Origin of the sequence: Enterobacter sp. RHBSTW-00318, from assembly GCF_014101375.1 — a bacterium.
GTDB classification, from domain to species: domain Bacteria; phylum Pseudomonadota; class Gammaproteobacteria; order Enterobacterales; family Enterobacteriaceae; genus Enterobacter; species Enterobacter ludwigii.
The window spans coordinates 1,411,856-1,429,485 of record NZ_JABXQH010000001.1; the positions used below are offsets into that span (position 1 = coordinate 1,411,856).

Annotated in this window: 16 protein-coding genes; 3 read left to right on the forward strand and 13 right to left on the reverse strand. The window is 55.1% G+C overall.

Annotated features, from left to right (window positions below):
• Positions 1–78: 78 nt before the first annotated feature.
• The 6 genes from odhB to sdhC form a co-directional block, all read right to left on the reverse strand.
• On the reverse strand, positions 79–1,305 hold the full coding sequence (odhB, locus tag HV157_RS06960; RefSeq protein ID WP_025204653.1) for a 2-oxoglutarate dehydrogenase complex dihydrolipoyllysine-residue succinyltransferase: 1,227 nt from the start codon (positions 1,303–1,305) through the stop codon (positions 79–81).
• A 14-nt stretch (positions 1,306–1,319) separates the two neighbouring features.
• On the reverse strand, positions 1,320–4,127 hold the full coding sequence (gene sucA, locus HV157_RS06965) for a 2-oxoglutarate dehydrogenase E1 component (RefSeq protein ID WP_014169171.1): 2,808 nt from the start codon (positions 4,125–4,127) through the stop codon (positions 1,320–1,322).
• A gap of 226 nt (positions 4,128–4,353) precedes the next feature.
• Positions 4,354–5,070 (reverse strand): succinate dehydrogenase iron-sulfur subunit SdhB, encoded by a 717-nt coding sequence (sdhB, locus tag HV157_RS06970; RefSeq protein WP_014169170.1) that lies wholly within the window; start codon positions 5,068–5,070, stop codon positions 4,354–4,356.
• A gap of 15 nt (positions 5,071–5,085) precedes the next feature.
• Positions 5,086–6,852, reverse strand: a complete 1,767-nt coding sequence (gene sdhA / locus HV157_RS06975) for a succinate dehydrogenase flavoprotein subunit (protein WP_014883036.1) — start codon at positions 6,850–6,852, stop codon at positions 5,086–5,088.
• On the reverse strand, positions 6,852–7,199 hold the full coding sequence (gene sdhD / locus HV157_RS06980) for a succinate dehydrogenase membrane anchor subunit (protein ID WP_010428702.1): 348 nt from the start codon (positions 7,197–7,199) through the stop codon (positions 6,852–6,854). Before sdhD ends, sdhA begins: the two co-directional genes overlap by 1 nt.
• Positions 7,193–7,597, reverse strand: coding sequence for a succinate dehydrogenase cytochrome b556 subunit (sdhC, locus tag HV157_RS06985; protein WP_025204654.1), 405 nt, complete (start codon positions 7,595–7,597; stop codon positions 7,193–7,195). Before sdhC ends, sdhD begins: the two co-directional genes overlap by 7 nt.
• A 641-nt stretch (positions 7,598–8,238) precedes the next feature.
• Between sdhC and HV157_RS06990 the strand changes: the two genes are divergently transcribed.
• The gene (locus HV157_RS06990; RefSeq protein WP_014169167.1) at positions 8,239–9,522 is read left to right on the forward strand and encodes a citrate synthase; all 1,284 of its coding nucleotides are present in this window, start codon (positions 8,239–8,241) and stop codon (positions 9,520–9,522) included.
• Positions 9,523–9,622: 100 nt separating this feature from the next.
• On the opposite strand, the gene nei is transcribed toward HV157_RS06990, so the two are convergent.
• From nei to HV157_RS07025, 7 genes are all read right to left on the reverse strand, one after another.
• Positions 9,623–10,414 carry an endonuclease VIII gene (nei, locus tag HV157_RS06995; RefSeq protein WP_182268355.1) on the reverse strand — a complete coding sequence of 264 codons (792 nt, stop codon included), beginning with the start codon at positions 10,412–10,414 and terminating at the stop codon, positions 9,623–9,625.
• Positions 10,415–10,435: 21 nt separating this feature from the next.
• Complete coding sequence (gene pxpA, locus HV157_RS07000) at positions 10,436–11,173, reverse strand: 5-oxoprolinase subunit PxpA (RefSeq protein WP_014169165.1); 738 nt, start codon at positions 11,171–11,173, stop codon at positions 10,436–10,438.
• The gene (gene pxpC / locus HV157_RS07005; RefSeq protein ID WP_014169164.1) at positions 11,160–12,092 is read right to left on the reverse strand and encodes a 5-oxoprolinase subunit PxpC; all 933 of its coding nucleotides are present in this window, start codon (positions 12,090–12,092) and stop codon (positions 11,160–11,162) included. Before pxpC ends, pxpA begins: the two co-directional genes overlap by 14 nt.
• On the reverse strand, positions 12,086–12,742 hold the full coding sequence (gene pxpB, locus HV157_RS07010; protein WP_014169163.1) for a 5-oxoprolinase subunit PxpB: 657 nt from the start codon (positions 12,740–12,742) through the stop codon (positions 12,086–12,088). The genes pxpC and pxpB overlap by 7 nt, the downstream gene beginning before the upstream one ends.
• Positions 12,743–12,756: 14 nt before the next feature.
• Complete coding sequence (locus tag HV157_RS07015) at positions 12,757–13,500, reverse strand: type 2 GTP cyclohydrolase I (RefSeq protein WP_182268354.1); 744 nt, start codon at positions 13,498–13,500, stop codon at positions 12,757–12,759.
• 10 nt (positions 13,501–13,510) lie between these two features.
• A complete protein-coding gene (gene phrB, locus HV157_RS07020) occupies positions 13,511–14,923 on the reverse strand; it encodes a deoxyribodipyrimidine photo-lyase (protein ID WP_182268353.1) in 1,413 nt (470 codons plus the stop codon).
• A 413-nt stretch (positions 14,924–15,336) separates the two neighbouring features.
• Positions 15,337–15,543 carry a YbfA family protein gene (locus tag HV157_RS07025; RefSeq protein WP_014883027.1) on the reverse strand — a complete coding sequence of 69 codons (207 nt, stop codon included), beginning with the start codon at positions 15,541–15,543 and terminating at the stop codon, positions 15,337–15,339.
• Between the two features lie 307 nt (positions 15,544–15,850).
• On the opposite strand from HV157_RS07025, the gene kdpF reads away from it, so the two are divergent.
• Both kdpF and kdpA read left to right on the forward strand, forming a co-directional pair.
• The gene (kdpF, locus tag HV157_RS07030) at positions 15,851–15,940 is read left to right on the forward strand and encodes a K(+)-transporting ATPase subunit F (protein WP_015386886.1); all 90 of its coding nucleotides are present in this window, start codon (positions 15,851–15,853) and stop codon (positions 15,938–15,940) included.
• Complete coding sequence (gene kdpA, locus HV157_RS07035) at positions 15,940–17,619, forward strand: potassium-transporting ATPase subunit KdpA (protein WP_020884973.1); 1,680 nt, start codon at positions 15,940–15,942, stop codon at positions 17,617–17,619. The genes kdpF and kdpA overlap by 1 nt, the downstream gene beginning before the upstream one ends.
• The last annotated feature ends 11 nt before the right edge of the window (positions 17,620–17,630 follow it).

A 17,630-nucleotide genomic window follows, 5' to 3' on the forward strand; every position in this document is an offset into this window, starting at 1 on the left:
ATCCATCCTTCAGGTAATCGTTAGGTAGTGCTTTTGTAGGCCCGGCAGACAACGCGCCGCCGGGCAAGACTGCTAAAACTAGACGTCCAGCAGCAGACGCGTTGGATCTTCCAGCAGCTCTTTAATGGCAACCAGGAAGCCCACGGACTCGCGGCCGTCGATCAGACGGTGATCGTAAGAGAGTGCCAGATACATCATTGGCAGGATCTCCACTTTGCCGTCTACCGCCATTGGACGATCTTTAATGGCATGCATACCCAGGATCGCGCTCTGCGGCGGGTTGATGATCGGGGTAGACATCAGTGAACCGAAAACGCCGCCGTTGGTAATGGTGAAGTTACCGCCGGTCAGATCGTCTACGGTCAGCTTGCCGTCGCGACCTTTTACAGCCAGCTCTTTAATCTTTTTCTCGATGTCAGCCATACCCAGAGTATCGACATCACGCAGAACAGGGGTAACCAGACCACGTGGCGTAGAGACTGCCATGCTGACGTCGAAGTAGTTGTGGTAAACCACGTCATCGCCATCGATAGAGGCGTTAACTTCCGGGTAGCGTTTCAGCGCTTCAACAACCGCTTTCACGTAGAAGGACATAAAGCCCAGACGGATACCGTGACGTTTTTCAAACGCGTCACCGTACTGCTTACGCAGGTCCATGATTGGCTTCATATTCACTTCGTTGAAGGTGGTCAGCATCGCGGTGGAGTTTTTCGCTTCCAGCAGACGCTCAGCCACACGCTTACGCAGGCGAGTCATCGGCACGCGTTTTTCGCTACGGGCACCCAGCGCAGGCTGTGCTGCCGGCGCCGCTGCCGCTGCTGGCGCTTTAGCTTCTGCCTGAGCAGGGGCTTTCGCCAGGTGCTTCTCGATATCTTCACGGGTCAGACGACCACCGACACCGGTGCCTTTAATGGCAGCCGCATCCAGGTTGTGCTCGGCCAGCAGGCGACGGATCGCCGGGCTGAGCGCGTCGTTAGTCTGCTCTTCCAGAGAGGCCTGCTGACGCTGGGCTGGGGTAGACGCTTTTTCGTCAGACTTCGCGCTGGACTCTTTGCCCGCGCTGTTGCCTTCACGCAGGCGACCCAGGATCTGACGGGAGGTTACGGTTGTCCCTTCGTCTTCCAGGACTGCATCCAGAATGCCATCCGCTGAAGCCGGTACTTCCAGTACCACTTTGTCAGTTTCGATTTCTACCAGCACTTCATCGCGCTTAACGCTATCGCCCGGTTTTTTGTGCCAGGTGGCGACGGTCGCATCTGCTACGGACTCAGGCAGGTCGGGAACAAGAATATCTACGCTACTCATTATGTATCCTTTAATTAATCGACGTTCAGCGCGTCATTGACCAGATCTTGTTGCTGCTTCTGGTGAACGGACATATACCCTACCGCCGGAGAGGCGGAGGCCGGGCGACCTGCATAACGCAGGGCAGACCCAAATGGAATGACTTCACGGAAATGATGCTGACTGCAGTACCAGGCGCCCTGGTTAAGCGGCTCTTCCTGGCACCAGACAAAATCATGCACGTGAGCATACGGTTTCAACGCTTCCTGCACCGCCTGGTGCGGGAATGGATAAAGCTGTTCGATACGCACGATGGCGACATCTTTCTGGTCGTTCTTACGGCGCTGTTCCAGCAGGTCGTAATAAACCTTACCAGAACACATCACAACACGCTTAACGGCCTGCGGATCCAGTTCGTCAACCTCACCGATGGCAGGCAGGAAGGTGCCGTTCGCCAGTTCGTCCAGGCTGGACACCGCCAGCGGGTGGCGCAGCAGGGATTTTGGCGACATAACCACCAGCGGACGGCGCATACCGCGCAGCGCCTGACGACGCAGCATGTGGTAGACCTGAGCCGGAGTGGACGGCACGCAGACCTGCATGTTCTGCTCAGCACAGAGCTGCAGATAACGTTCCAGACGGGCGGAGGAGTGCTCCGGACCCTGACCTTCGTAACCGTGTGGCAGCAGCATCACCAGGCCACACATACGGCCCCATTTCTGCTCGCCGGACGAGATGAACTGGTCGATAACGACCTGGGCACCGTTGGCGAAGTCACCGAACTGCGCTTCCCAGATAGTCAGGGTGCGCGGTTCCGCAGTGGCGTAGCCGTATTCGAATGCCAGTACCGCTTCTTCAGACAGGACGGAGTCCCATACCTTGAACTGACCCTGACCGTTATGGACATGCTGCAGCGGAGTATAGGTTGAACCGTTAGTCTGGTTGTGAACAACCGCGTGACGGTGGAAGAAGGTGCCACGGCCCGCATCTTCACCGGACAGACGAACAGGAATGCCTTCATCAACCAGCGTTGCGTAAGCCAGTGTTTCCGCCCCGCCCCAGTCGAACAGCTTCTCGCCCGCCGCCATTGATTGACGGTCAGCATAAATTTTCGCTACGCGAGACTGCATCTCGATAGCGTCTGGTACGGTGCTGATACGTTTAGCCAGCTCCTGCAGGCGCTTCATCTCTACCTTGTTCGGGTAGCTCTCATCCCACTCGTGATTGAGGTACGGCGACCAGGTAAAGGAGTGCATGTTCATCGGGCGCAGCTCTTTCACTACGCATTCACCCGCATCCAGCGCGTCGCGGTAGAGGTTGACCATTTCGGTCGCATCTTCCAGCGTCGTCACGTTGTCGCCTTCCAGCTTGTCAGCATAGATTTTGCGTGGCGTCGGGTGTTTTTTGATTTTCTGATACATCAGCGGCTGCGTTGCACTTGGCTCGTCAGCTTCGTTGTGGCCATGACGGCGGTAGCAGAACAGGTCGATGAACACATCGCGTTTGAAGGTGTTACGGTAGTCCAGCGCCAGACGGGTAACGAACGCCACGGCTTCAGGGTCATCCGCGTTAACGTGGAAGATTGGCGCCTGAACCATCTTACCGATGTCGGTGCAGTACGGGGTAGAACGCGCATCCAGTGGGTTAGAGGTCGTGAAGCCCACCTGGTTGTTGATAACAATGCGAACGGTACCGCCCACTTCGTAACCACGCGCCTTGGACATGTTCAGCGTTTCCTGAACCACGCCCTGCCCTGTGACCGCCGCGTCACCGTGAATGGTGATTGGCAGAACTTTGTTGCTGCTCGGCTCGTCCAGACGATCCAGACGCGCACGCACAGAACCGATAACCACCGGGCTCACGATTTCCAGGTGTGACGGGTTAAACGCCAGCGCCAGGTGAACCAGACCGCCTTCGGTTTCGATATCAGACGAGAAGCCCATGTGGTACTTCACGTCACCGGTGCCGAGGTGTTCTTTATGTTTGCCCGCGAATTCGTCGAACAGGTCCTGCGGTTTTTTACCCAGCACGTTGACCAGTACGTTCAGACGACCGCGGTGCGCCATACCCAGCACCACTTCACGGGTACCGCTTTTGCCCGCGTGACGAATCAGCTCTTTCAGCATAGGTACCAGCGCGTCGCCGCCTTCCAGCGAGAAGCGTTTCGCACCCGGGAATTTCGCGCCCAGATAGCGCTCAAGGCCTTCTGCTGCGGTCAGTTCGCTGAGGAAGCGTTTTTTCTCTTCAGCAGAGAAATTCGCGTGGCCCGCCACAGATTCGATGCGCTGCTGGATCCAGCGTTTCTCTTCTGTAGAGGTGATGTGCATATATTCCGCGCCGATGGAGCCGCAGTAGGTTTGCTTGAGCGCGTCAATCAGCTCGCCCAACTTCATCGTGTCTTTGCCGATGGCAAAGGAACCTACGTTAAAGCTTTCCTGGAAATCGGCCTCGGTCAGATCGTGATACGCCGGATCGAGATCCGCCACACGATCTTGTTTCCACAGTCCCAGCGGATCGAGATTCGCATGCTGGTGACCACGGAAGCGATAAGCGTTGATAAGCTGCAGGACTTTAACCTGCTTCGCATTGGTGTCAGGGTCGGAAATCGCAGAAGAGTAACGTGAGGCATCCTTCGCCAGACGACGGAAATAATCACGTGTTTTGGAATGGAATTGATCCGGTTTGACTCCAGTGCCAGGTAACTGCTGGAACATGGAACGCCAGTTTGCGTCCACTGAGTCAGGATCGGTTAAGAAGTCTTCATAGAGCTGTTCTATCCAGCTCTGGTTTGAACCAGAGAGGTAAGAAGAGTCCAGCCAGGCTTTCATTGCGCCGTTCTGCATCGTGATCCCTTAAGCATTTTTATGCTTACTTTCGCCGTAGAAACTACCACGTACAACACGTACGTGCCGGGGTTCACCTGCGAGCTCTTATGTTGTCTTGGGCTCGCGAAGGAACCTTTAAAAACTGTCTGCACCTCGGGGCAGTTTTTAGAGGTTTCCTACATTTTATCCCCTCTCCTGTCAGGAGAGGGTCAGAGTGAGGGGAACAACGCTCCCCTCCTGTTACTTATGCACTGCGCTGCAGCAGCATCGACTTAATATGGCCGATGGCGCGCGTCGGGTTCAGTCCCTTAGGACATACACTGACGCAGTTCATGATGCTATGGCAGCGGAATACGCTGAAAGCATCACTCAGTCCTTCCAGACGACTGTCGGTTTCGGTGTCGCGGCTATCGATCAGGAAGCGATAGGCAGCCAACAGACCGGCCGGGCCGATAAACTTGTCCGGGTTCCACCAGAACGACGGGCAAGAGGTCGAGCAACATGCACAGAGAATACACTCGTACAAACCATCGAGTTTTTCACGCTGCTCAGGAGACTGTAAGTGCTCACGAGCCGGTGGATTTTGCCCATTATTCAATAAGTAAGGCTTAATCTTCTCATATTGTGCATAGAATTGCCCCATGTCTACCACCAAATCACGAACGACTGGCAGACCAGGCAAAGGACGGATAACAATTTTCTGACCCGCGCGCTGCAACGCTGAAATTGGCGTGATGCAGGCCAGACCATTTTTACCGTTCATGTTCACACCGTCAGAGCCACAAACGCCTTCACGGCATGAGCGACGGAACGACAGTGTCGGATCTTTTTCTTTCAGCTGGATTAAGGCATCCAGCAGCATCATGTCACGGCCTTCTTCCGCTTCCAGGGTGTAATCCTGCATACGCGGAGCATCATCTACATCCGGGTTATAACGATAAACTGAGAATTCGAGTTTCATTATCCTGTCTCCGCATTAGTAAGTACGAATCTTCGGCGGGAACGCCGGACGCAGTTTCGGTTCCATATTGACGCTACGACGCGTCATGGATTCCGACTCTGGCAGATACAGGGAATGGCACAGCCAGTTTTCATCGTCACGATCCGGGAAGTCGAAGCGGCTATGCGCGCCACGGCTCTCGGTACGGAAGTTTGCCGACATCGCGGTAGCGAACGCCGTTTCCATCAGGTTATCCAGCTCCAGACACTCAACGCGCTGGGTATTGAACTCGCTGGACGTGTCGTCCAGACGGGCATTTTTCAGACGCTCGCGGATCGCTTTCAGCTGCTCAAGACCTTTGGCCATCGCATCCCCTTCACGGAATACCGAGAAGTTGTGCTGCATACATTCCTGCAGCGCTTTGCGGATTTCCACCGGATCTTCACCATTACGGTTGCCGTTCCAGCGGTTCAGACGCTCAAGCGACGCATCAATTTCATCGTCGGTGGCATCACGCAGCGCACCCTGCTCGGCAATAGACTCTTGCAGATGCAGACCTACCGCACGACCAAATACCACCAGGTCAAGCAGGGAGTTCCCGCCCAGACGGTTTGCACCGTGTACGGATACGCAGGCAATTTCACCGACGGCAAACAGGCCCGGGATAACAACGTCTTCACCCTGCTCGTTCACGGTCAGCGCCTGGCCGGTCACTTTGGTCGGAATACCGCCCATCATGTAGTGACAGGTTGGGATTACCGGGATAGGCTCTTTCACTGGATCGACGTGCGCGAAGGTACGAGACAGCTCCAGAATGCCTGGCAGACGTGATTCCAGAACCTCTTTACCCAGATGGTCGAGTTTCAGCTTCGCGTGTGGACCCCATGGGCCGTCACAGCCGCGGCCTTCACGGATTTCGATCATGATGGAACGCGCCACCACGTCACGACCCGCCAGGTCTTTCGCATTCGGGGCATAACGCTCCATGAAGCGCTCGCCGTGTTTGTTCAGCAGGTAACCCCCTTCACCACGGCAGCCTTCTGTTACCAGCACGCCGGCACCGGCGATGCCGGTTGGGTGGAACTGCCACATTTCCATATCCTGCACCGGTACGCCGGCGCGGATAGCCATACCTACGCCGTCACCGGTGTTGATGTGGGCGTTGGTGGTAGATTGATAAATACGGCCTGCACCGCCGGTCGCCAGCACGGTAGCACGCGCTTTGAAGTAGACCACTTCACCGGTTTCAATACACAGCGCGGTACAACCTACAACGGCGCCATCGGCGTTTTTCACCAGATCCAGCGCATACCACTCGGAGAAAATAGTCGTGTGGTTTTTCAGGTTCTGTTGATACAGCGTGTGCAGCAGTGCGTGACCGGTACGGTCAGCCGCAGCTGCGGTACGTGCCGCCTGCTCGCCGCCGAAGTTTTTCGACTGGCCGCCAAACGGACGCTGATAAATGGTGCCATTTTCCAGACGGGAGAACGGCAGACCCATGTGGTCCAGCTCCAGAATCGCTTCCGGGCCAGTCTTACACATATATTCGATAGCATCCTGGTCGCCGATGTAGTCGGAACCTTTGACCGTGTCATACATGTGCCATTCCCAGTTATCTTCATGGGAATTGCCCAGCGCAACGGTAATACCGCCCTGCGCGGAGACAGTGTGGGAACGGGTCGGGAAGACTTTAGAGAGCAGCGCACAGGTCTGGCCGCTCTGGGAAATTTGCAGTGCTGCACGCATACCTGCGCCACCAGCACCAATCACAACAGCATCAAATTCTCTGACTGGCAGTTTCATTACACACCCCACACCACAACGAATCCATAAATAACGTAAACCACCAGTGCAACGACAATGACCAGCTGCAGAGGAAGGCGAATCGCCAGTGGTTTAACGTAATCGGTCAACACCTGCCACATACCAATCCAGGCATGAATAAGGATGGAGAACAGAGCCAGCAGGGTGAACACTTTGGTGAAGGCAGATCCGAAGAACCCACTCCAGATTTCCCACGTCAGCGTGCCGCTGGTCGCGAAGAAACCAATCATATAGATGATATAAAGGGTGAGAACGATGGCGGTAGCACGGACCAGAATGAAGTCATGTACGCCGTTGCGTCCTAATGCGGAGGCGTTGCTTACCATACGAGAACTCCTGCGAGAAGTGAAAGCACGACAGTCAATACAAATGAAATATTAGCGGAGCGTTTACCGGCTTCGAAAGTCTCTTCCAGGTAGCCAAAGTCCATCAGCATATGACGAATGCCCACGACAACGTGGTACGCCAGCGCAGTCAGAATGCCCCACATGATAAATTTCACGAAGAAGCTGTTCATGATGGCAGAGGCCTGGAGGAATCCTTCAGGAGAAGAGAGGCTGGTACCCAGTAACCACAGCAGAATGCCGACCGCCACAAACGTAATCACACCAGAAACGCGGTGCAGAATGGACGCTATTGCTGTTACAGGGAACCGGATCGTTTTGAGATCCAGATTGACAGGTCTTTGTTTTTTCACATTTCTTATCATGAATAACGCCCACATGCTGTTCTTATTGTTTCCTTCCTCCGGACTGCGATGCGGGTCAGACAGCGTTCCTTTTCTATAACTGCGCGTCATGCAAAACATTGCTTCCAAATGCTAAAACGACACGTTACAACGCTGGGTGGCTCGGGATTGCAGGGTGTTCCGGAGACCTGGCGGCAGTATAGGCCGTTCACAAAATCATTACAATTAACCTACATACAGTTTGTCGGGTTTTCTCTGGAACAGTGATCAGGGTCACGATAACAACATCTTTTTAATTTTTAATCATCTGATTTGACAAATGTTAAACAATATTGTTACAAACGTCATCAGAAAAGGCATATAATGCGCAAAAGTTATGAGGTCTCACTTTCACCTGACAAATAGTTATGTAACAGTGTGATGGTATTGACCGAAGTTATCAGGACAGTTATTAGTGATATACAGGTTTGAATAATTCGGACTGCGAAGACACTGATTTGCTGTTGTTTCACTGATTTTTCATGTTTTTACCTGCAAGGCGCCATAGCTCTGTACCCTGGTTTCTCCTCGTGAGCTGAGCGGTAAGCCAAATAACAAACTGGTAACGGTGAGAAATCAGCAGAATGCAAATCCGGTAATTGGCAGTCTTAAGCAATAAGGCGCTAAGGAGACCGTAAATGGCTGATACAAAGGCAACGCTCACCCTAAATGGTGACACTGCTGTTGAACTGGATGTGCTAAAAGGCACGCTCGGTCAGGATGTTATTGATATCCGTACGCTGGGTTCTAAAGGTGTATTCACCTTCGACCCTGGATTTACCTCTACCGCATCTTGCGAATCCAAAATCACCTTCATTGATGGTGACGAAGGTATCCTGCTCCATCGCGGCTTCCCCATCGATCAGTTAGCCACCGAATCCAACTATCTGGAAGTGTGCTACATCCTGCTGAACGGCGAAAAACCGACGCAGGCACAATACGATGAATTCAAAACCACCGTCACCCGTCACACTATGATTCATGAGCAGATTACTCGTCTGTTCCATGCTTTCCGTCGTGATTCTCACCCAATGGCGGTGATGTGCGGTATTACCGGCGCGCTGGCAGCGTTCTACCACGACTCGCTGGACGTGAATAATCCACGTCACCGCGATATCGCGGCGTTCCGCCTGCTGTCCAAAATGCCGACAATGGCAGCGATGTGTTACAAATACTCCATCGGCCAGCCGTTTGTTTATCCACGTAACGACCTCTCCTACGCCGGTAACTTCCTGCGCATGATGTTCTCCACACCGTGTGAAGAGTACGAAGTGAACCCGGTACTGGAACGTGCGATGGACCGTATTCTGATCCTGCACGCCGACCACGAACAGAACGCCTCCACCTCCACCGTCCGTACCGCAGGCTCTTCAGGCGCGAACCCGTTCGCCTGTATCGCTGCGGGTATCGCCTCCCTGTGGGGACCGGCGCACGGCGGCGCGAACGAAGCGGCACTGAAGATGCTGGAAGAGATCAGCTCCGTTGAGCACATTCCTGAATTCGTGCGTCGCGCGAAAGACAAGAATGACTCCTTCCGTCTGATGGGCTTCGGTCACCGTGTGTACAAAAACTACGACCCACGCGCTACCGTTATGCGTGAAACATGCCACGAAGTGCTGAAAGAGCTGGGTACAAAAGACGACCTGCTGGAAGTGGCGATGGAGCTTGAGCACATCGCGCTGAACGACCCGTACTTCATCGAGAAGAAACTCTACCCGAACGTCGATTTCTACTCTGGCATTATTCTGAAAGCGATGGGCATTCCGTCTTCCATGTTCACCGTGATCTTCGCCATGGCACGTACCGTTGGCTGGATTGCGCACTGGAACGAAATGCACAGCGAAGGCATGAAAATCGCCCGTCCTCGTCAGCTGTATACTGGCTACGAGCAGCGTGATTTTAAGTCTGACATCAAACGCTGATGTTAACGGGGTGTGGCCTGATGTCCTCACCCCATCCCTCTCTTACTCCGAGAGAGTGAAGACATTAAAAACGGTAACCCCCTGGGTTACCGTTTTCATTTTACTTCTGGCAGTGCGGACACCAGTAAAACGGTCTCGACGACAGCGTGGTTTTCGCAATTAACCCGCCGCACCGCTCGCACGCCTTCCCTTCACGATGAAACACCTTAAAGCGGAACAATGCCCCATGGTGCTTGCTGTCATCCACCACGCCACGCGTATTGTACGACAGGCGCGGGATATCCAGCAGTGCGTGGGATAACGCCTCCAGCTGTTCATCACTGAGTTGCGATGCCTTATGCTGCGCCGCCAGGCCCACCTCCCAGAGGATCTCCACCCTCAGGTAATTTCCTAATCCAGCCAGAAACGCCTGATCGAGCAACAGTCCGGAAAACTGTCGGTTACGAAACCGAGGTGACACCAGACGGGCTTTCACCTCGCCCGGGGTCAGGCTGATATCCAGCACATCCGGCCCGACGCGCTGCAGGAACGGATGAGTGAGCAGCTGCTCTGGCGTTAACATTTCGATATCGGATGCGCTGTAGAGCAGAATCGCGTTGTCTGCCGTCTGTAGCCTGACGCGCAGCACGCGGGTAGTTTGCGGCTGCTCGTTTGCCTTCACCACGCGCCAAACGCCGTACAGCTGATTATGGCTATATAACGTCAGGTTATGGGAGAAATGCGTGAGCAGCGCTTTGCCGCGCGTTTCAATGTGCGTCACCGTCTGACCCACCAGCTGGGCTTCAAACGGTTTCAGTTGAGGAAAAGCAAACCAGACATCCGTCAGCGGTTTGCCCTTTATCGCCGCCTCGAGGCTATCCGCTGCACGGCGGATCTCCGGGCCTTCAGGCATTTTTCTGTCCTTATCGTTATGTCATGCACTCACGAGAATACCCTGCTCCGCAAAGGCCGTCCGTAAGCGGCGTGCAAACTGCAGCGCATGCTCACCATCGCCGTGTAAACACACCGTATCCGCCTGGACTCTGGCCGTTGAACCATCAATTGCCTTTACCGAGCCCTCACATACCATCGCCAGCGTTTGCGCCAGCGCCTGTGATTCATCGGTAATAAGCGCACCGGGCAGTGAACGGGGAACCAGGCTGCCGTCCGGCTGATACCCTCTGTCAGCAAAAACTTCCTGACGGGTGGTTAACCCCAGCCGCTGTCCCGCGCGAATAAGCTCGCTCCCCGCCAGCCCCACCAGGATGAGCTGCGGGTTGCAGTCCCGCACCGCGCGGGCAATGGCATCCGCGAGAGCCGGATCTTTGGCCGCCTGATTGTAGAGCATGCCGTGGGGTTTCACATGGCGCAGCACGCCCTGCTGGGAACGCACAATCGCCTCCAGCGCGCCCGTTTGATAAAGCGTCTGGGCATACACCGTCTCAGGAGGGAGATCCATTGCCGTGCGGCCAAAATTATCCCTGTCAGGAAAACTGGGATGTGCCCCTATCGCCACGCCGTGCTTAATCGCATTACGCACGCTGTCCAGCATGGTTTGCGCGTCACCCGCGTGAAACCCGCAGGCAATATTGACCGAAGAGACCAGCGTCATCAGTTCAGCATCGGCACTTCCGCCCTCACCCAGATCGGCGTTTAAATCAATCTTTGCCATCGAGCCTCCATGCCAGTTGTTCCAGATAACGCTGCTGATCCTGGCGTGCCTTCAGCGCCTCCTCCAGCGAACATTGCACAAAATGAATCGGCTGTCCGAGAGGAATTTGCGCCAGATGGTAGCGATCTGCTTCAATGATGCAGGCAATACGCGGGTATCCCCCCGTGGTTTGCGCATCGTTCATCAGCACGATCGGCTGACCGTTACCCGGCACCTGAATGACACCAGGTAATAAACCGTGTGAGAGCAATTCCCGATCTGTCGTACGGGTCAATGGCTGCCCCTGCAGGCGGTATCCCATACGGTTACTTTGCGGGCTGATCTTCCACGGCGAACGCCAGAACGTCTCCTGAGCGACTTCATCGAACTCCTGATATTCCGGCCCCGGTAAGGCACGGATTTGGTTGGTCCATAACAGCTGTTTTACCCCCTGGGCCGTCGAGAAGTGGCGCGTTGAGGGGTTAACCGCCAGACGATCGCCGTCACGCAGCAGGCGCCCTTCATGACCGCCAATGCCGGCTTTCTGATCGGTACTGGATGAACCCAGCACCTCTGGCACATCAATCCCTCCTGCGACCGCAAGATAGCTTCGCACGCCGTGCACAGGACGTTTGAGGGTCAGACGCTGCCCGGCTTTCGCCCGCAGCCGCCAGCCTGTCCAGACCGCTTTGCCATCCAGCTCGGCGTCACAGGCGGCCCCGGTTAAGGCAAACCAGGTCTCCTCGCCGAATTCAATCACACACTGGCCAAGCGTAATTTCGAGTGCCGCCGTGCTGCCAGGGTTGCCCACCAGCACGTTAGCAATCTCCAGCGCAGGCCTGTCCAGCGCACCACAGTAGCTCACGCCCGACTGGCGCATGCCAAAGCGGCCGGCATCCTGTACGGACGTGTAAAGCCCGGCGCGAATCAGCGTTAACATACCCCCTCCTTCTGCGGGATAAAGCGCAGGGTATCGCCGGGACGAAGGAGTATGGGAACCTCCTGCCCTGGTTCAAATAACGGCCTGGACGTATGCCCGATAAGCTGCCAGCCCCCCGGTGACGTCAGAGGATAAATGCCGGTCTGCTCACCACCGATAGCCACCGTGCCCGCCGGCACGCTCAGGCGGGGTTCGGCGCGACGCGGCGTATGCAACTGCGGTGAGAGCCCCCCCAGATAGGGGAAGCCCGGCTGGAAACCTAAGAACCAGACCACGTAATCAACGCAGGCGTGCAATTCAACCACCTGCTTTTCCGTTAATCCGCAGTGTTCCGCCACCACGCCAAGATCGGGTCCATGCTCGCCGCCATACACCACCGGGATCTCAATTGTCCGGGAATCCGGCTCCAGCGCCTCGCTCTCTTCCCACCAGCGCTGCAAACGTTCAATAGCATCCAGCGCCAGCGTATGCGGATTACGCAGCACCACGGTGATGTTATTCATACCCGGAATCGCTTCAACCACTTCAGGCACATCGGCCAGGCGCTGCGTTAGCCGCCAGATACGCTTTTGCGTGGCAAGGGTCACTGGCGGTTCCAGCTCCAGAACCACTGCCGTTTCCCCCAGAAGATAACAACGCGCTCGCTGCACTCAGATACCTCTCATCAGGCCGGGTTAGGGATATCAATAAACGTGACATCCAGATCGGTATTTTCGGTCAGCCATTCACTGAGGGCGCGAATTCCGCCACGCTCGGTGGCATGGTGACCTGCCGCGTAAAAATGCAGACCTTGTTCACGCGCCGAATGGACGGTCTGCTCGGACACTTCTCCAGTGATGAAGGCGTCGACACCAAAGCGTGCCGCGCTGTCAATAAAGCCCTGACCACCACCAGTACACCAGGCAACCCGTTTCACCGTGTCCGGACCGGTGTCACCGCACCAGAGCGGACGGCGTCCCAGACGCGCTTCAATCCATGAGGCCAGCTCCAAGCCGGGCACCGGCATGGCCAGCTCTCCCCAGGGCACCAGCGGCTCAATTTCACCCATGACGGTAATCCCCAACAGCTGCGCGAGCTGTACGTTATTGCCCAGCTCCGGGTGCGCATCCAGCGGCAGATGGTAACCGTACAGGTTGATATCATTTGCCAGCAGCGTTTTCAGGCGGTTTCGCTTCATACCGCGAATGATCGGTGCTTCGTTTTTCCAGAAATAACCGTGATGGACAATAACGGCATCCGCTTCCTGACGGACAGCTTCGTCCAGCAGCGCCTGGCTTGCCGTCACGCCAGTGATAATTTTCTGCACCGTTTCGCGTCCTTCAACCTGGAGGCCGTTCGGGCCGTAATCGCTGAAGGAGACGCTGTTCAGTTTTTCGTTAATCAGGCTTTCCAGTTCGCTGTTTTTCATCATTACTCTCTTAAGCTTTGCGGGCGGCCTCGTACGCCGCCAGCGTGGCGACACGCGCCTGTTTATGGTCAACAATCGGACGGGGATAATCGAGCTTCACGCCCTGTTTATCCGCCCATGCCCACGGGTCGTGGATCGCTTTTGCAGGGACATTGCTCAGCGCGGGCAACCAGCGGCGGATAAACTCGCCGTCTGCATCAAATTTTTGTCCCTGCGTGGCAGGATTAAAAATACGGAAATAGGGCGCGGCGTCGGTTCCGGTGGACGCCGCCCACTGCCAGCCGCCGTTATTCGCCGCCAGATCGCCATCGATCAGCTGAGAAATAAAATACCGCTCCCCGACACGCCAGTCGATAAGCAGATCTTTCACCAGGAAGCTGGCGGTAATCATTCGCAGCCGGTTGTGCATCCATCCGGTTTCATTGAGCTGGCGCATCGCGGCATCAACAATCGGGAAGCCCGTTTCGCCTTTCTGCCAGGCCTGTAAGTGGCTCTCGTTGTGTTGCCAGTTTACGTTATCAGTCCAGGGTATAAACGGACGATGCTTACATAAATCAGGGTGATACGTCATCAAATGGCGATAAAACTCGCGCCAGATAAGTTCGTTAAGCCAGACGGAGCCGGGGCCCCCGTCCAGTGCCTGCGGTTGTTCCGCCAGAAGACGATGCAGACACTGGCGCGGAGAGAGCACGCCCAGCGCCAGACAGGCCGATAAACGGCTGGTGCCCTCTGTCGCGGGAAAATCCCTGCGCGCGTCGTAATCGCCTGCGCCCGCTTTACAAAACTGGCGCAGCTTCGCGATAGCGTTTTTTTCGGTAGCCGGGAACAGAGTCTCATCAAACGCCTGTTGCGGATAGTCAAACTCCCGCTCGGGTATCTCCGTTATGGCCTCTCCCCTCACGGTGGGTGCAGCCACACATTCCGGCAGCGCCTCCTTCAGTCTTTTAATGAAGGCATTTTTAAACGGCGTAAAGACTTTATACATCTCGTGGTTGCCGGTCATGACACTGCCCGGCGGCAGCATGACGCTGTCATCAAAACCCTGACACTCTACATCCTGCAGGATTTTCTCCAGCTGACGATCCCGCTGACGTTCATTGAATTCGTACTGATAGTTGTAAAAAAGGTGGGTGACAGCGTACTGCTCACAGATTGCCTTCACAGCCTGGCATTGCGCGGAGAAGTCACTGACCTCTTTATAAATGAGCGGGATCCCTTTTTCGGCAAGCGAACACTGCAAGCCATTCAGATGTGAGCTGAGGTAAGCCGCCTGGCGTGGTGCCATAGCATGCTGCTGCCACTGCCCGGGGGTGGCGATAAACACCGCCAGCACGCGGGCTTCCGGGGAGCGGCAGGCAGCCGCAAGGGCGAGATTGTCATGTACGCGCAGGTCCGCGCGAAACCAAACCAGATGGGTGGGCATAAAACTCCTGGCAATTATCCATTATGTCCGTAAGGCCATGCCACTAAAGAGAAAATGCGGCTGGCTTTTATCTACTTTGCCATGAAGTGTAGACGCGATGAAATAAAAAAGGCCGCCCGGGGCGGCCTTAACGCTACGTATCTTGCGCCATCATGGTAAAAGCAATAAACACTGTCGGTTCATCACGTCTTACCACGAGTACGCTGGCGACAATGAACGCAATGCAAAAAGAGCGTTTCATCATGCGGTCCCTGCTGCTAACCACTCCACCGTTCACCACCGGTGATAAGTCGGTGGACACACGCTCTGACGAGAGCCCAAAAACGGCCCAACGGACCGCGGATCCTGAGGGATAAAAAAAACCGCCACATTGCTGTAGGCGGTTTTTTTTATTGCTGTGTGTCGTCTTTGTATCAGTAAAAATCGCAGGTCGCTTTCTCGGCCTGATCCATCCACACCGGCTTCTCGCTGGTTTTGGCCCAGACGCGGTGCAAATAGCTATAAAAACGTGCGCGGTCTTTCCAGAAGAGCATCACCGGCAGGGCCAGCACGCCAGCCACTACGGCGAAAGTGCGACGCATGAAAACGATATGAGCCGGATACGCTTTATAAAGATCCATATTTTCTCCCCTATAGTTGGCCGGAAACATGCTCCGGAAAATTTGAAATCTGTGATCTGGCTAAAATAATACCGCTTTGCTTGTAATTTTACTACTCATCAGACCAGTTATTTTCATCCATTTAGTGAATATTTACATTTCCGCCGTAAGTAAGTTACAAAAAAGTTAACGACTTACTTACCAACAGTTAAATTGTGCCTTTTCCATTTTTATACTTTTTTTACACCCACCCTGCCGATTTTTGCGAAATCTTTGCGCCATAAATCCTACCGTTAACACAAATACAAATGTCACTCGGAGGTGGATTGTGAGTGCAGGTCTGATTACCGGCATCGTGCTGGTGTTCCTGTTATTGGGTTATCTGGTATACGCCCTGATTAATGCGGAGGCCTTCTGATGGCTGCTCAGGCGTTTTTACTTATAGCCAGCTTTTTACTGGTCTTATTGGTGCTTGCCAGACCGCTGGGAACGGGGCTCGCGCGGCTGATCAACAACGTGTCCTTACCGGGTACGGGAAGTATCGAAAAAGGGATCTGGCGCGTACTGGGAATACGCGATCAGGAGATGAACTGGCGTCAGTATCTGGTCGCTATTCTGCTGCTGAATATCGTTGGGCTGGTCGCGCTCTTTGTCATGCTGATGTTGCAGGGTAGCCTGCCGCTGAACCCGCAACAGTTACCGGGCCTGTCCTGGCATCTTGCGCTTAATACGGCCGTCAGCTTTGTCACCAATACCAACTGGCAATCCTACGCCGGCGAAACCACGCTGAGCTACTTCAGCCAGATGGTGGGATTAACCGTACAAAATTTCCTCTCAGCAGCCAGCGGCATCGCGGTTGTCTTCGCGCTGACGCGTGCGTTTGCACGTCAGAATATGGGTACGCTGGGCAATGCCTGGGTTGATCTCACGCGCATTACTCTGTGGGTCTTACTTCCGATTGCTCTGCTCATCGCGCTGTTCTTTATTCAGCAAGGTACGCTGCAAAACCTGCTGCCTTACGCGCCTTATACCTCGCTTGAAGGGGCAAAACAGCTTCTGCCGATGGGGCCTGTGGCCTCACAGGAAGCCATTAAGATGCTCGGTACGAATGGTGGCGGTTTCTTCAATGCCAACTCATCGCATCCGTTTGAAAACCCAACGGCACTGACCAACGCTGTGCAAATGCTGGCGATCTTCCTGATCCCCGCAGCGCTGTGCTTTGCTTTTGGCGATGTGGTGAACGATCGTCGTCAGGGTCGCACCCTGCTCTGGACCATGTCGCTCATCTTTGTCGTCTGTGTTGCGCTGGTGATGTGGGCCGAATGGCAAGGTAACCCGCATTTCCTGACGCTGGGCGCTGACGGCACCATGAATATGGAAGGGAAAGAGAGCCGCTTTGGCATTCTCGCCAGTAGCCTTTATGCCGTGGTCACGACGGCGGCATCCTGCGGGGCGGTCAATGCTATGCACGACTCCTTCACGGCACTGGGCGGCATGATCCCGATGTGGCTGATGCAGATCGGTGAAGTGGTATTCGGCGGCGTAGGCTCAGGTCTTTACGGCATGCTGCTGTTTGTTCTGCTGGCGGTGTTCATTGCGGGCCTGATGATTGGTCGCACCCCGGAATATCTGGGCAAAAAAATCGATGTCCGTGAGATGAAGTTAACCGCGCTGGCGATTCTGGTCACCCCCGCCCTCGTGCTGGCTGGTACCGCACTGGCACTGATGACGGAGGCCGGACGCAGCGGCATCTTCAACCCTGGCATCCACGGCTTTAGCGAAGTGCTTTATGCCGTCTCTTCTGCTTCTAACAATAACGGTAGTGCCTTCGCAGGCTTAAGCGCTAACTCACCGTTCTGGAACTGTCTGCTGGCGTTCTGCATGTTCGTGGGCCGTTTCGGGGTCATTGTGCCGGTGCTGGCGATTGCCGGGTCGCTGGTGAGCAAAAAAATTCAACCGACCACCAGCGGTACGTTGCCGACCCACGGCGCGCTGTTTATCGGACTGCTGGCCGGTACCGTGCTGCTGGTCGGCGCCCTGACCTTTATCCCCGCCCTCGCGTTAGGCCCGGTCGCGGAATACCTCTCTTTACGCTGATTTTGCGGAGA

Coding starts and splice junctions, on each gene's coding strand:
- odhB (WP_025204653.1), bottom strand. CDS start 1,305: ATGAGTAGCGTAGATATTCTTGTTCCCGACCTGCCTGAGTCCGTAGCA.
- sucA (WP_014169171.1), bottom strand. CDS start 4,127: ATGCAGAACGGCGCAATGAAAGCCTGGCTGGACTCTTCTTACCTCTCT.
- sdhB (WP_014169170.1), bottom strand. CDS start 5,070: ATGAAACTCGAATTCTCAGTTTATCGTTATAACCCGGATGTAGATGAT.
- sdhA (WP_014883036.1), bottom strand. CDS start 6,852: ATGAAACTGCCAGTCAGAGAATTTGATGCTGTTGTGATTGGTGCTGGT.
- sdhD (WP_010428702.1), bottom strand. CDS start 7,199: ATGGTAAGCAACGCCTCCGCATTAGGACGCAACGGCGTACATGACTTC.
- sdhC (WP_025204654.1), bottom strand. CDS start 7,597: ATGTGGGCGTTATTCATGATAAGAAATGTGAAAAAACAAAGACCTGTC.
- HV157_RS06990 (WP_014169167.1), top strand. CDS start 8,239: ATGGCTGATACAAAGGCAACGCTCACCCTAAATGGTGACACTGCTGTT.
- nei (WP_182268355.1), bottom strand. CDS start 10,414: ATGCCTGAAGGCCCGGAGATCCGCCGTGCAGCGGATAGCCTCGAGGCG.
- pxpA (WP_014169165.1), bottom strand. CDS start 11,173: ATGGCAAAGATTGATTTAAACGCCGATCTGGGTGAGGGCGGAAGTGCC.
- pxpC (WP_014169164.1), bottom strand. CDS start 12,092: ATGTTAACGCTGATTCGCGCCGGGCTTTACACGTCCGTACAGGATGCC.
- HV157_RS07015 (WP_182268354.1), bottom strand. CDS start 13,500: ATGAAAAACAGCGAACTGGAAAGCCTGATTAACGAAAAACTGAACAGC.
- phrB (WP_182268353.1), bottom strand. CDS start 14,923: ATGCCCACCCATCTGGTTTGGTTTCGCGCGGACCTGCGCGTACATGAC.
- HV157_RS07025 (WP_014883027.1), bottom strand. CDS start 15,543: ATGGATCTTTATAAAGCGTATCCGGCTCATATCGTTTTCATGCGTCGC.
- kdpA (WP_020884973.1), top strand. CDS start 15,940: ATGGCTGCTCAGGCGTTTTTACTTATAGCCAGCTTTTTACTGGTCTTA.